The sequence below is a fragment of the Legionella nigrisilvae genome, from assembly GCF_977063395.2.
This window is the reverse complement of record NZ_CDRUGZ020000019.1, coordinates 105,430-120,113: the sequence shown is the minus strand read 5'-3', so window position 1 is coordinate 120,113 and position 14,684 is coordinate 105,430. Positions and strand designations below refer to the sequence as shown.

The following is a 14,684-nucleotide window of genomic DNA, read 5'->3' as shown; positions in this document are numbered from 1 at the left end:
TATTTAATTCTTTTTCAAAACAATCATTTTTTCCTTGGACATATCGTGCATTGTCCATGGGATCCCTCCGATGCCGTAACCTGATTGTTTTAATCCTGCAAAGGGCATCCAATCCGCACGAAAGGCAGTATGATCATTAATCAGTACGGTAGAAGCCTCTAGGTATTCTGCTGCTTTTAGTGCAGGTTCTATATCCTCAGAAAATACGCTGGATTGAAAAGCAACCGGTAGGGAGTTCGCAATACGAATTGCCTCATCGAGTTGTTCATATTCATAAACACAGGTTACAGGACCAAAAATTTCCAATTGAGACACTTTAGCATCAGCAGGTGGATTGAGTAATACGGCTGGAAGCAAGGTTGTCTCAGAAAGACGGCCTCCACCAAATAATTTTGCGCCTTTGGCAACTGCTTCATCAATCCAAGAGATGACACGTTCTGTTTCACGTGGGAGAATCAATGGACCTACTTCGGTTTCTTTAAAGAGTGGATCCCCGACCTTTAATGATGTGACTCGTTTCACGAATTCATCCATAAAAGGGGTGATAATATCTTTATGCACAAAAATACGCTGTACGGAAACACACACTTGGCCGGCATGGTAATACCCACCTTTGACAAGCGATTGCGTGGTTTTCTGAATGTTCGCGCTGCGATCTACAATTACGGGTGCTGCACCCCCATGCTCTAAGGCACAACGGGTGCCAGGGGACAGCTTGCTTCGTAAACTCCATCCCACTTTAGCAGAGCCAATAAAGCTTAAGAAAGCTATTCGTTCATCGGTTGCAAGTTGTTCCGCCAGGGTATTATCTTCCGTAATCAAGGTTTGACACCATCCTTCGGGAAGTCCGGCATCGCGGACTAAGTTGATGAGTTCAATGCAACATAAAGGAGTGGTGGAAGCAGGCTTAATGATGACCGGGCATCCCACTGCGATTGCTGGAGCAACTTGATGTACAATGAGATTTAAAGGATGGTTAAATGCAGAAATAGCTGCTACAACGCCAATAGGTTCTTTAATCGTAAACGCCCAGCGATGCTCGCTTGCAGGAGTAAGCCCCATAGGAATTTCTTGGCCCGCGAAATGTCGCAATTCTTCTGCGGCATCGTTTAAGCCATCTATGGCCCGTGTTACTTCAATTGCTGCGTCAGTTAATGGTTTTCCACCTTCTTGCGCAATGAGTTTGGCAAAATGATCCTGCTTAGAGGTTAATAATTGGGCTGCGCGTTTTAAAATGTCCATGCGCTCATAGGGCTTGAGCCAATTTTTGCGATTTTTTAGTGTTGATGCAGCGGTATCCAGCTTTAATTTAAGCGTGTGCTCATCATCGACAGGAATTTCTTTAATTAAGACCCGATCAAATGCTTGAACCACTTGCAGTATTTTTTTCATGAAGTTCCCTTTTTCATTGATGCTGGGGGTAGACGTTTTTGTAACTCATCGACCAGGACACGTTTATTTTCTGAATAATCAATTGGGAAAATAACAAGCTGAACTCCCCCAGCAGTAAATGCGTTCTCCAGAATGGATCGAAAATCCTCTATTTTTTCCACTCGGGTTCCATGTGCTCCATATGCCTCAGCATATTTTATTAAATCAGGATTTGTAAATGTCATGCCGAAATCAGGGAAATGATCCACCGCCTGCTTCCAGCGAATCATTCCAAATGCATGATCTTCAATCACTAGGACTACCAGGTTTAATTTCAGCCGAACCGCGGTTTCTAACTCTTGGCTGTTCATCATAAACCCTCCATCGCCACATACCGCCATTACCCGGCGATTAGGATATAAAAGTGAGGCCATGATTGCTGATGGAAGGCCAGCTCCCATTGTTGCCAGAGCATTGTCAAGAAGGAGGGTGTTTGCCATTTGCGTCCGATAATTGCGGGCAAACCAGATTTTATACATACCATTATCCAATGCGAGAATTCCATCATGTGGCATGACTTGCCGTACGTCATAGACCATGCGTTGCGGGGTAAAGCGATCTTCAGTTGCTCGCGCAGCGATTTTGTTCAAAATATCTTCACGTAAATGTAACAGTGCGTTTGCATGGGGAAGCTTGCCTTCGAGTTTGTCCGCAAGCAAATTTAATGAAGGCCCCATATCACCTATAACTTCGGCTTGTGGAAAATAAATTTGTTCCACTGTAGCAGATTGATACCCAACATGAATGACCTTAAGATGACTGCACATGATAAAGGGGGGTTTTTCTACAGTACTATGACCAATAGTTATAATTAGATCCGCTTGTTCTATCGCTTCATGTACGTAGTCTCGTTCTGAAAGGGCTGCGGTTCCCATGTAAAGCTCGGTTGCTCCCGAAACAGTCCCTTTCCCCATCTGGGTGGTGAAATAAGGAATTTTTGTTCGCAAAATAAATTGGGCAAGCGCATTAGTCGCTCGTGGACGAGATGCTGCTGCACCGAGCATCACCAGTGGTCGCTTGGCTTGTATAATCATTTCTGCAGCGCGTTTTATAGCCGCTTCACTTGCTACAGGATATTCAATAGTGTGTGGTGGAATGAGAGGAACGTTCTTGATTCGTTCTGCGGCAATGTCTTCAGGAAGTTCTAAATGCACAGGTCCTGGTGTTTCTGCTTGAGCAAGATGAAACGCTTCGCGCACAATAGTGGGGATCATCGACGGTGATATAATTTGGCGCGACATCTTTGTTAAAGGTTGCATGGTAGCTACGGTATTCACCATTTGAAATCGCGCCTGATGGGAGGATAATATTCCCTTTTGTCCCGTTATCATGATCATAGGCATCTCACCCAAAAGCGCATAGGCAGCTCCAGTAGTGAGATTTAGTGCTCCAGGGCCAAGAGTGGTCATACATACGCCGGGCTTTCCGGTTAGTCGCCCATAGGTCGCTGCCATAAATGCGGCTGCTTGTTCGTGTCGAGTAAGCACCAGTTCGATTGATGAGTTGCGAAGGGCCTCGACAACATCGAGATTTTCTTCGCCAGGAATACCAAAAATGTGTTGGACGCCCTCATTCTCAAGGGCTGCAACTAAGAGCTCGGAACCTTTGATCATAATATTCCCTCATAGAGTTCAAAATGTTCTTCTCCCCATATTATAAACCAAACTGGATCATATTTTTTAATATTGCGGAAAGATACTCTGGGAAGCTACTGTAATGACAAAAGGATTGATTATAAAAATTGAACACAGGGGTCGTTTAATATACAATTATAGAATAATAGTAAAGATCAATCGCACATCATGCAAACGCTGTTATAAGGTAAAAAATATGAGTGATGGCAAACTTGAAACTCTGGAACAAGTTAAAGTCCATAATAAAAAAAAAGTAGCGCTCGTTGATATTGATGGATGTCTTATTATAGAGGGTAAGCTTAATACTGATCTGGTAGAGCGACTTCGTCAGGGGGGGTACGATGAAATCATTTTATTTACCCAGAGAAGTAAATTTGTTCAGTCATTAAGTCTACCGAGACAACTCTCAGAAGATGAAATTAAAACCACGAATGATGCCGTTTCACACCTGTCAGATGCACTAGGAAAGCCTGTTAAGGTATCTACTTCTGTAGATTTTATGTTTGATGGACCGTTTACTTATTTTGATCAATTAAAAACTACTGAAGAACTCATTCTCAAGAATACAAGTGATTTAGCCAAATTTCGTTCCCATCAAGCAGACTTAAAAAAAATAGAGGAACTGGGCAGAGAGGCAGAATCTCAACGTGATAAATTAAAAGAAATAGAAGTCATCAGACAACGTTTACTCACGGATAATGAGTTAGCAGAAATAAAGAAATTAAAAAATCAATTAGAAAATGAAATTAGTGAGGAAAAAAAAGTCGTCGCTGGATATCAATCTACGCATGAAGAATATAAAACTACGGACGTAGATGGATATCCTGTGAACAAGGAACAACAACTAATAAATTTGCGCGAAACCTTGACTCAAGATGGTTCAGAATTGGAAGAAGACTATTTTGATGACAATTATTTAAATCTACAGGAACTCGAAGGACTTGAGAAGAAACCAAATCGTTTCGTGGTATCAAAAGGCAGAATAATGTCTTTTGAAGAAGTGGAGCTTAAACTCATCAAAATAAATGATGAAATAGCCACGATAAGAAGTCAATTGGAACTTACAATTCAGGAGCTTGGCATACCTCCGGATCGTGCCGTCAAGATGAGTTACAAGGAAAAGGGCCAATTACCGGAGCCGCATAAAACTGCCGTGGTAAATTTACAAAAACTGGATGATATTCAGACTGCAATTAAAGAGGAAAATAGTTTTGGGAAAGCTCTAAGCACCGCAGAATTTTATATGTCAGCACAATCAAAAACCAATAGTATTATGGGGATTAAAGAGGAACTAGATAAAATAAGCCATCCTGATTTTTTAAAAAATGTTGAGATCATAAAAAAAGAACTATCCGATTTAAGAAAACAATATGAAATGCTGTTGAAAGACAAGTTTGGAATTACGGTAAAGGAAGCGAGTGCCAAAGACATCGAGGAATGGAGAGGGCCGCATAAAACAGCAGTTACTAATTTCCATAAGGTGCTTAAGAGTGAAAACGATCCTGTTGCAGTTTATCTGTCCAAAGCATCCGTCCAAACGCTTACAGAATTAAAAGAGACATTCAGAGCGCTTTATATTAAAACGGTATATAGTCCTGCTAACCTAGAACAGCCAAGAGATCATGCGCAATATGAAGTGACCACAGATACTGCCAATAATACAACAGATGAATTTAAACAAAAATATCAAGCGCTTAAAGGCGATGGATTAAAAATTAGTATCTTAAAAGATTTTAAATCACAGATTGAACAATTTACCACGAAACAAGATATTAAAGAGTTTTTGGAAGCTTATAAACTAAGCCCGGAATATCAAACTCTTGCGACTGGGCAAGGGGCGTTTACTCGAGGAGCTCATAAAGTTGCTCTTAGTAGTTTGATTACTACATCTTCAGTCGACGCTATTAATGATATTGTTAAGGATGCTCTCAAAATAATTGAGGATTCAAATAAAGTAAATCCTAAAGGGTGAAGTCTGCTTTTGCTCATTTATTGCATTACTCAGGGGTTTGACCCTGTGCAATTTAGGATGACAAACTAAGGCTTCATAAAGATTTTTTGAGAAAGGAAGATGATAATTAAGTCGGTTCAATTGTGGAGAAGTTATACGAGGAGGAGCTACCACTTCCCTGTGGTTTTGCATCATCCATGACGCCTTCAATTCCGTTTCAAACATCCACTGTTATTTCCTCGTTATGTAAAGCATAGCAAAAATCCTCTAAAGCTCATAATCCGCAATGCTTAAAGGTTTGTAAGAGATTTCTTAAAATGGACATGCATAATTGGTTTTTTCTATAAGAGCAATTTAAGAAGCCAATTCTATTTATCCGGTAATACATCAATTTTGTTTACAAAGCATTTGGTTTCGCCACTCCAGGGAAGAGTAAATGCATCACAATGATAGCTGATAACCACATGTTTATTATTTTGCATGGCAAAGTCAGCTTGTTCTACCAGTTTGGATTTGAATTGTCCAAGGGTGAAATGAAAAGCACGCCCACTTGCTCCACTCGCATTTTCCAAACCGCCAAGAATCATTTCTCCTTCATAGGTTCCCCAAAATCTACCTTCTTTGGCAACCTTGACAATAACCCCAGATTTTTGTCCTTTTTGTACGGACCAGCATCCCGTTAATAAAAAAGCAGAGATGAGTATAATGAATGGTAAGAATATTTTTTTCATAGTTGTATTCTATAGTTTGAGTAGTAAGAAACTCATAGTTGATTTCTTTATATTGTAAAGCAGTTTGGTAATGGAGTAATCAGAATCACAATTGATTTTTTCTATTCGCTATAGCGTCTCACTTTTTTTAGTAAACGTATTAATTTAATGTTGAGTTTATTTTCAAATTCAGAAAGGACATTTTGATAGTGATCTGCATGCACGTCAGAGACAGTAGCCTTACTTGCAAATAAAATATAATTATCACTTATAGTAGGGCAAATGAATAGTTCAGCAAAATAATCGCGCATGTATTGGATGAAGGTAGAGTGTAACTCAGGAAGTTCATGAAAATTAATAACCAACCAACCTGAATCGTCCAAAACACGATAAGCTTGTTCGATAAACTTTTGTTGAATTTGAAATCCGTCCATTCCATATTCGTGATACATATCAGCGAAAATGACTTGCGTTGTCTTATTTTTTTGAAATTTCATGGCAACGTGGGCGTCTGCAATTAATATTTCGATATTTGGGTTTTGTGGTAATTGAAAAAAATCCAGTGCTACTTCATAAACCTTCTCACGTAATTCAATACAGAAAAGCGAGCACTGGGGGAAAAGAAAATGAAGGCAATGAATCAAACTTCCGCCTCCTAAACCTAATAAAGTAATATGCTCAGGATCTATAAATGCAAGGACTAACAGCATGGCACGTGTGTATTCATGTACAGGGATATGGGGGTATTGAATATAAATACCCGTCTGATCATAAACTGGATCGAAGTTTAGCGCCCTAATATTTCCTCTATCAAGAACAAAAATATTGCCCCAAGAATCATAGGTCTGATAAATTATTGTTCTACCAAAAAAATCCTCATCGGTTGCACTCAATTATATATCCTTGATCCTCTATGTTGCCCACTACTCAACATCCCCCCCTTCGACCTGCCTTTGGGAAAGGCTCGAAGAGGGGAGCAAGAGTTATCTATAAGCCACCCGTTTATAAATTATAAATTAGATGAGTATGTCGTTGTAAGAGTCCCTTCTTCTTCTTTGGATTTATTTCCTTGAACGGCAAAAACACCGAGTTGGGTTGCTGTTTTTGCACTACCCGGCATCACAGATGTCTCCATTGATTTTTTAGCAAGCAGCTTTTTATCATCCAGTAGTACTTTACCATTACTGTCATTGATCGTTAAATGCAGGGTTTCATTGTTTTGGTATTGTTTTGGCTTAAGTGCCACAAATTGACCCGACATGTCAAAGGAACAAACATACTCCTCTGATTTCGCATCAAGAGTGGTATTATCAATCACTTCCATACGACAGTTAAATAACTCCCGTGCAGCAGCCCATTCCTGCAGCTTATCTTTTTTATCTAAAGCCTCCACAAAATCGACAGTATCCGTCGTAAGGACGAGTGATGCAAATAGCTCAGCGACTTTATGCAAAACCTCCGGTTGAGTTCTACCATAACTCAAAATGAAAAATTTATTACGCACTGAAACCAGAAATGAGTCTTTTTTTAAGGCATCGATAGATTCTTCTATATCAGTACTTAGTTTTTGATTGTGGCCTATAGTATTTTCGCCATCGGTAAATAATAAAACATTATTGTGTAGCGATGATTTTCTAAGCATGGATAGTTGCTCGGAAACTGTAGCAAAAAGACGAGTTAGACCTGTGGCTCTTAAACCATTGATATCTTCGGACAATTGAACAAGGTCCTTTCTTTGATAACTGCCCATGCCCACCTTTTTCGTCTCATCGTTAAATTCGGTAATATTAATGACGGCATCAGGTTGGAATTTGAACAGGGCGTCGGCAAATTCAATCACACTCTTTTGCAACTTGGTTAAGCGTTCACCTTCCATACTGCTGCTGGTATCTAAAACAAAATGATAGGTTGGGGGTGTCAGCGCTTCAGGAACAAAAAAGTAAGGAGTTACTTCAAGCGTGTCCTCGCTAACCCGTTTTTCTGCATAAAAAACCTTTTTTTCTTCAAATGAATTTGAGTGCGCTAATAGTAAAGGCTTTTTACCATCAATTAAAATGAGTTCTTGTTTGTGACTTCTAAGAAACTCTTTCAAATTAAATTTAATTTTTTCGTCTTCAATATGAATGAATTTATAATTCAATGAATTAAATAAGGGGGCGAAAGCGGCAGACGGTAAAGGTATATTCAAGAATTCCTGTTGTTCATCGATGTTAAAATCGAGTCCGCTGAGCTGTAAAACATTCAATACCGCAAGGCAGGATTTTTTGTGGGTATCCGCTGTTATACTATCAACACAGGTTGCTTGATTTATCTCATCAGTCAGAAGTTCAGTCAGGGTTACTTTTTTTAGGGGAGGTTTTACAGTATTTTGTTGTAAAAGTTCTTGCAATTCAGCGGCCAGACTTTCATTATCCTTTGTTGATGGGGGATGAAAAACCACCCGTTCATCATGACAAACGACTTTGGTATTGTCCAAATGGACACCCATCGCGTGCAACAATTCCAACATATTTTTTGTGCGCAGCATATTATTAGCAAGATGCTTCATAAAACTCCCCTTTTATTAAAATAAACACAATTTGCTGGGGATAATACACAGAAATAAAAGGGAATAATAGCCAATTCATCACGCTTTATGCTGAATCCATTTAAAAAAATGAGTTCATTTCTTGTCTAGGTCATCTATCTGAAATTGCTCATGAATTAAATGAGTTAATTAGGCTACTTCGGTGCTAATAATAATTATCATGACTTATCTATGTATTAACAGTTTGATGGAGTCACAAAATGTGACCCCAAACTTTACGTCAATGTGCAAAGCATTTTTTCAGACGCCATCAAGCATGGCTTTTTGGTTCTTCGATGATATAAGCCATAATGATTATTTCCCAGTAATGGACTTTTAGCTTCATCATTTAGAGTTTTGACTTCGGTCTTTTCATTTTTGGGGAGGGGCGGCGCGATTTTGGTAATTGGCGCTAACTCGGGTATGGGGCCCTTTTGAGTCGAAAAAATATAATGAGTGACGCTTGCTCTTAATGCGAGCGCTGCTCTGATCGCGGCCACATTTTTGGGATATAAATAAAATCCATATCGAGTTGACTGATAATTGACTAAGTCTATAGGAAGGTAGATTTCTGATCCTATTGAAGGACTATGTCCAATTTCGAAACAAAATTTTAAGCGCTTGTTCTGAAAATCAATCATTTCAACCTTTGCTGGGCAAATGCCTTTCCTTCCCGGGGCAAAGGTTATCAACAAGCCGCCCAATTTCACTTTGTTTAAGTCGTGATCGCAGTGCTTGATCAAAAAATCTTCGTCGCCATAAAGATAAGTCTCCAATTCATCTGGCTGGATTTTTTGTAATTGCTCAATGTGAAACACATCGCCATTAAATATTTGGCTGGCATACCGTGAGTAATCTTCCCCCACCCTCAGATAACGATGCGGATAATTTATTAAATAGGGTCTTAACTTTGAGTATTTGCAGTCTAAATAAAACAGTTGCAAAAGAAAAAAATGGTTGCTGGACAGCTGACAAATTTGATTGACGTTAGTTAACCCAGGCACTTTGGCGAAACAATTCTCGAATCTTGTATCTAAGTTCTGAACTGTAACCCGGCAGTCAGCATAAGTCGTAGGATCAAGGTGATGTTGCCACTCATCCAGTATGGATATTACTTCTTTTTGAAGAGAAGGATCTATCTCGTCCATTGGATTATCAACTTCAATTAATTGAAACTGTTCAAATAGATGTTTCAATGGATGTTTCTGGGTAAAAATGGTGCTTGATAATGTTTGCGAAGGATAATGCGCGAGTATTTTTTTTAAAAATAGTACCTTCGTTTCAGGAGCATCTTCGGATGAATTTATTAAGCGTTTTAGATCTTTTAACATCTGGATCCGCCATTTTATTTGACTTTCCTGCATATGACTCCCTAGACTTTTTTCAAAGGAGTTGAAAAAATCTTCTAATGCTTCCGCATCTTTCAAAGCTGTATCAGGAACCAGACGCAATTTTTTTAAATAACTCCATTCAACATGGAGTTGACTCAAATCGATGGTGCGCATATCGAGGTTAATAAGCTGAGCATAGGGAAGCCTAGTGCCGCTAAAATCAGCTCCATCAATGATGGTGCCATCCAGGATAGCTCCACTTAAATTAGCCCATCTCAAATTTGCTTGCTGCAAATTGCTTTGTCTCAATGTTGCATTCCCCAAATCCGCATGGCTTAAGTTGGCTTGTTCAAGCAGTGCATTATCCAAACAGACTTGAGCCAGGTCGGCATGATGTAAATTTGCATGCTGCATATTGGCTGCCTTCAATGAGCTTTTACTTAAATTTGTATACCTTAAGTCCGTTTGAAATAAGTTGATTCCAGACATATCCGCATAGCTGAGATCAATATGGGGCAAGGGGGCTTTAGATAAATCAGCATTTGCCCATTTGACATGTGAAAGATGGATGAAGGGTAAAAGATTGAGATAGCTTTGGGGAAAAGTTTTTAGAAATAAATCGAATAATGCTGTTGCTTCAACCGCTGCAGTAGATGAATAATCCGATTGATTTTCTGGAATACTCTCTAAAATATTTTGGATAATTAGAAGCTGGTCTCTCGTCTTTTCATCGATATGTTGGCTGGCGCAAATTCTTTTTAATTGTTCAATATCCGGGAGCTGTTGATGATGCCGAGTCAACATATAACAGGCCACCTCATGATCACTCATAGGCATTTTATGCTCAACCAGACTTTTTAGAGCCTTGTATTCAGCAGTGTGTTGGTATCCTTCGACAAATTTATAGGCTTCTTCAGGACTGATTTCATTCAAATGTGCTAGGACTTGCGATGGATTTTTTTTAAAGCGTACTGCAAAGGCTGTGGCTGCCGTATTTGATAAATTTGTTGATGCAAGTTGGGCTGAGATTAAATCTTCTACATCCAAGTGAGTGAAAATACTGACCTTTACCTCTTCAGGCAGCGAAAAAAAAAGATGTTCCTCATTAGTTGGAGGGATGGAAGAAATTGCACTCTGGGGTGCACTAATTTCAGAATCCTTTACAAGTTCAAATAATTGTTGAGTTTTTAACTGTAAATCACTAATCCGTGCACGAAGCTGATTTAGCAATTGTCGCAGTTCATCATCAATCTCATAATGGGGTATAGCTTCAGCGTGATGATTGTTGTCCGTATTTGGAAGCCTTTTAGCAAAGGCGTTGACCATATTGGTTTGCAGTTCTTCACAGGTTGAAAAAAAAGCAGTCCAATGGTTGCGAAGTTGTACTTCATCTAGTTCATTACCGAGAGTAATCATCAAGATGAGATCATTTTCTTTATAAAATTCCTCTAGATTTACTATTCTTTTCTTTAATGATAAAAGAATATGAATCATGTTATAGGAAAAAGGGTGGGTACTTTTGAGTATTTCATCACTTAGAACGCTATAAACCTCAAAGAAGTTTTGTAATTCTTTGAGTTGGGGAATAAATCGCTCTACTTGATATAGCAACTCTTTTACCTTTAAATAATGGAGATGTCGAGACATCTTTAGGATTTGAGATTTTAAATTTTTCATTATGTAATTCCTTTTCGAAGCATATGGCTTGTAATACATTTCGTAGACAATGTTTTCTTAGTTTGAACTTAAGGGTTTATGGGTTAAATCAATTGACAAATTAACTGAGAAAAATACAAGTGAACGGTTTTTTTAGATTCCTGAATAAAGGTGAAACGGATCACCGAGAACCCGAGTACAGTTAACTTATAATCTTTCTCAACAGCCAAAGCTGTATTCTGATCAAGATTGCTAAGTTACCTGTCCTCCATCATTACTGAGCTCTATGTGAGTAATGAAATAAGTTAAAAAATTAAGCGAATTGTAATTGCTTAATTGCTAATTTTAAACAGATTTTTAGATTAAGTGTCATAGACCCCTATACTTCAGTTTTCTCAACGATATAAAAAATCTCAATTTACTTAGATCAACACACAAGTCCTTTTTTTAGAGACCTCCAAATGATTTTTTGGGGATTTTTGGCGATATAGGCCAAAGCGGTTTTCTCCTTGTAAGGGCTGTTCAACTTTAGCATTTAAAGCCAAGGCTTTAATTTTTTCGTTCAACTCAGGGACAGGTCCTTTTTGTGTCGTAAAAATATAATGAGTCAGGTTGGTTCTCAATTCAAGAGCCGCTCGGATGGCGGGAATATCATCAGCATATAAATTACATTCAACATGGGTCATCGAATCATCGAGTATTTGGATCGGAAGATACAATTCTGTTTTTAAGGAGGGATACCGGTCGGCATCTATGGTAAAACCAAAGGTCAATCGCCTGTTTGCAAAATCAATAATCTCAACTTTAGAAAAACAGGAGCCTTTACCTCCCGGTGTGAAGCTGATGAGTAATCCTCCCAATTTAACTTGGTTTAAGGTGCGGTCGCTTTGCTTGATAAAAAAATCTTCATCGCCATAAAGATAGTTATTTAATTGTTCGGGAGGAATTTTTTGTAACATCTCCAGATGAAAGAGCTCACCATCAAATATTTGACTCGCATACCGCTGTGAATGTTTCAATGTCAGCAAATTATTTTGGGGGTACCCCACTAAATATGGCTTAAAGAGTGCGTTTTCATTCGTGCCTATGAAATAGAATAATTGCAGAAGGAAAAAATGGTGGTGGGAGAGCTGACAAATTTGATTGACGTTAGTGATACCTGGAGCCTTGACAACACATTCGTTGAATTTGAATCTTAGTTTCTTGAACCGAATGTGCATGTCAGGGATGGTATTATCAATACGATCCTGCAACCTGTCTAATATGGAAATCACCTCAGCTTGTAGAGGGTGCTCTACTTTGTCTCCTGAGTCATCTACAGTAATGAGTTTGTATTGTTCAAATAATTTTTTAAATGGGTGTTTGTTGCTAAAAATAGTGCTTGATAATAGGTGGGGAGGGTAATAAGTGAGTATTTTACTTAAAAAGAGCTTTTGGATTTCAGGGCTAAGTGATGCTGCGCTCATTAATCGTTTGAGATCCTTTAACATCTGGGTTCGCCATTTCATTTGGCTCCCAGGCGTATGACTCTCAAGATTTTTTTCAAAGGAGCTAAAGAAATTTTCTAATGCATGGGGATGTTCTAGAGCTGCATCGGGAACCAGACGCAGGTTTTTCAAATAGGTCCATTCCACGTTAAATTGACTCACATCGATGGTACGCATATCCAGGTTAGTAAGTTGAGCATAGGCCAAGTTTGTGCCTGTAAAATCTGCTGCATCAATGATGCAATGATCAAGTGTTGCCCCACTCAAATCTGCCCATCGCAAATTTGCCTGTTTCAAACATGCTTTACGAAGAGTGCTGTATCTCAAATCTGCATGACTTAAATTGGCATCCTCAAGTACAGCATTGTCCAAACAAACTTCTAAAAGGCTGGCATGGCATAAATTTGCCTGCCACAAATTTGCCTTCATTAGCGTGCTGGAAGCCAAATTTGTATAACTTAAGTTTGCTCCACACAATTTTGTTGCGGATAAATCCATCCTAGGCATCTGCCCGTGGGATAGCGGTGCATAAGATACATCAGTACCTGCAAGGTTAACTTCTTCCAGTGCGATGGAGGGTAAAACATTAAGGTAGACTTTCTTATAATTTTCCAAAAATAAAGCGAACAATTCATTTGCTTTTAGCGGATTTTTTGCTGAAAAATCAGCTCGCCTTGCTATATCAACTTCCACAGCATTTTGGAGTAGAATACGGAGGTGTCTTCTTGTTTTTTCATCTATATTGGAAGCGTTACAAATAGACCGGAATTGGGCGATGTCAGGAAGATTTGAATGGTGTCGAGTCAGCATGTAACAGACCACTTCCTGATCAGACATCGGCATTTTATGTTTAACCAGACTCATTAAAGCCTTATATTCACATGTACGTCGGTAGCCCTCAACAAAGGTGTAGGCTTTTTCAGGAGGAATTTGAGTTAAATGGGCGATAACCTGGGAAGGGGTTTTGTTAAAGCGTTGAACCATAGATGTCGCTACAGTTTTCGATAAATTTCTCGCTGTAAGTTGCACTGATATTAAATCTTCTATATCCAAATGACTCAAAATACTATTTTTTACTTCTTCCGGTAATGAAAAAAAAGGGTGCTCGTTGGTTGGTATATTGGGAGCAATAGAGTCCTGTTGTTTACTGAATTCGGAATCGTTCAAAAGAATAATGAGTTCCCCAGTGTTCTTCTTAAGCTCCCTAATCTGTGCATATACATGGCTCATCATTTGGCATAGTTCATCAATGTCTTTTGTACAACGATTACCCGATAGCCTTTTATTAAAAAGGTCATCAATATTTTTGGTAAGCTCATCGCACACTAAAAAAAAGCCCGCCCAATGATTTCGAAAGTGTATTTCATTAAGTTCATTTTGTGTAACAATTATGCAGATGAGATTATCAATTTTATAGATTGTATCAATGAAGGTCATCCAGTTATTGAAGTGATTTATCCTTTTTTTTAAGGACAATAGGATGTGAATCATTGCAGATGAAAACAGTTCATTATCTTCATTGAATAAATCGTTTGGAACCCCATAAGTATCACAAAAGTCATGCAATTTACGCAGTTCGGGAATCAATCGATCCGCTGTATTAATTAAACCTCCAAGACCTGACATCTCAGGATAGATTTTTTTAATTTGATATTCATTTAATTTTTTCATGATGTAATTCCATTTCATAAAGACAGTCAAGGGGATTTTGAATAAGCAATATCGCTCTGTTATGCACATACAAAACCTGTGTTACCAGCGACAAAGCGAATGAGAAAAAATAAGATTGGACAGGATTTAAATTCCTAGATAAAAACGTGAAGGAATAATCATCGAGAACCATGAGGATAGTTAACTTATAATCTTTTCTCAAGAGCCAAAATCGAATTTTGATTAAGATTGTTAAGTTACCTGTCCT

The 14,684-nt window shown here is 38.6% G+C and carries 8 protein-coding genes; 1 reads left to right on the top strand and 7 read right to left on the bottom strand.

Translation table 11 applies throughout. The features are described 5' to 3' along the window. Nucleotides 1-3: 3 nt before the first annotated feature. Nucleotides 4-1,392 (bottom strand): aldehyde dehydrogenase family protein, encoded by a 1,389-nt coding sequence (locus tag ACWTE2_RS05610; RefSeq protein ID WP_454784534.1) that lies wholly within the window; start codon nucleotides 1,390-1,392, stop codon nucleotides 4-6. Further along, nucleotides 1,389-3,044 carry an acetolactate synthase large subunit gene (locus ACWTE2_RS05605; protein WP_454784533.1) on the bottom strand — a complete coding sequence of 552 codons (1,656 nt, stop codon included), beginning with the start codon at nucleotides 3,042-3,044 and terminating at the stop codon, nucleotides 1,389-1,391. Before ACWTE2_RS05605 ends, ACWTE2_RS05610 begins: the two co-directional genes overlap by 4 nt. 217 nt (nucleotides 3,045-3,261) lie before the next feature. Between ACWTE2_RS05605 and ACWTE2_RS05600 the strand changes: the two genes are divergently transcribed. Further along, nucleotides 3,262-5,037, top strand: coding sequence for a hypothetical protein (locus tag ACWTE2_RS05600; protein ID WP_454784532.1), 1,776 nt, complete (start codon nucleotides 3,262-3,264; stop codon nucleotides 5,035-5,037). Between the two features lie 347 nt (nucleotides 5,038-5,384). Here the strand turns inward: ACWTE2_RS05600 and ACWTE2_RS05595 are convergent, their stop codons facing one another. From ACWTE2_RS05595 to ACWTE2_RS05575, 5 genes are all read right to left on the bottom strand, one after another. Then, nucleotides 5,385-5,747 carry a hypothetical protein gene (locus tag ACWTE2_RS05595; protein WP_182391780.1) on the bottom strand — a complete coding sequence of 121 codons (363 nt, stop codon included), beginning with the start codon at nucleotides 5,745-5,747 and terminating at the stop codon, nucleotides 5,385-5,387. A gap of 101 nt (nucleotides 5,748-5,848) precedes the next feature. Further along, nucleotides 5,849-6,619 carry a methyltransferase domain-containing protein gene (locus ACWTE2_RS05590; RefSeq protein WP_454784531.1) on the bottom strand — a complete coding sequence of 257 codons (771 nt, stop codon included), beginning with the start codon at nucleotides 6,617-6,619 and terminating at the stop codon, nucleotides 5,849-5,851. Nucleotides 6,620-6,735: 116 nt separating this feature from the next. Further along, entirely contained in the window at nucleotides 6,736-8,274 is a 1,539-nt protein-coding gene (locus tag ACWTE2_RS05585) for a VWA domain-containing protein (protein ID WP_454784530.1), read from the bottom strand. A 254-nt stretch (nucleotides 8,275-8,528) separates the two neighbouring features. Then, the gene (locus ACWTE2_RS05580) at nucleotides 8,529-11,300 is read right to left on the bottom strand and encodes a pentapeptide repeat-containing protein (RefSeq protein WP_454784529.1); all 2,772 of its coding nucleotides are present in this window, start codon (nucleotides 11,298-11,300) and stop codon (nucleotides 8,529-8,531) included. Nucleotides 11,301-11,701: 401 nt separating this feature from the next. After that, nucleotides 11,702-14,437: a pentapeptide repeat-containing protein gene (locus tag ACWTE2_RS05575; RefSeq protein WP_454784528.1), complete on the bottom strand. Its 2,736-nt coding sequence runs from the start codon at nucleotides 14,435-14,437 to the stop codon at nucleotides 11,702-11,704. Nucleotides 14,438-14,684: the final 247 nt, after the last annotated feature.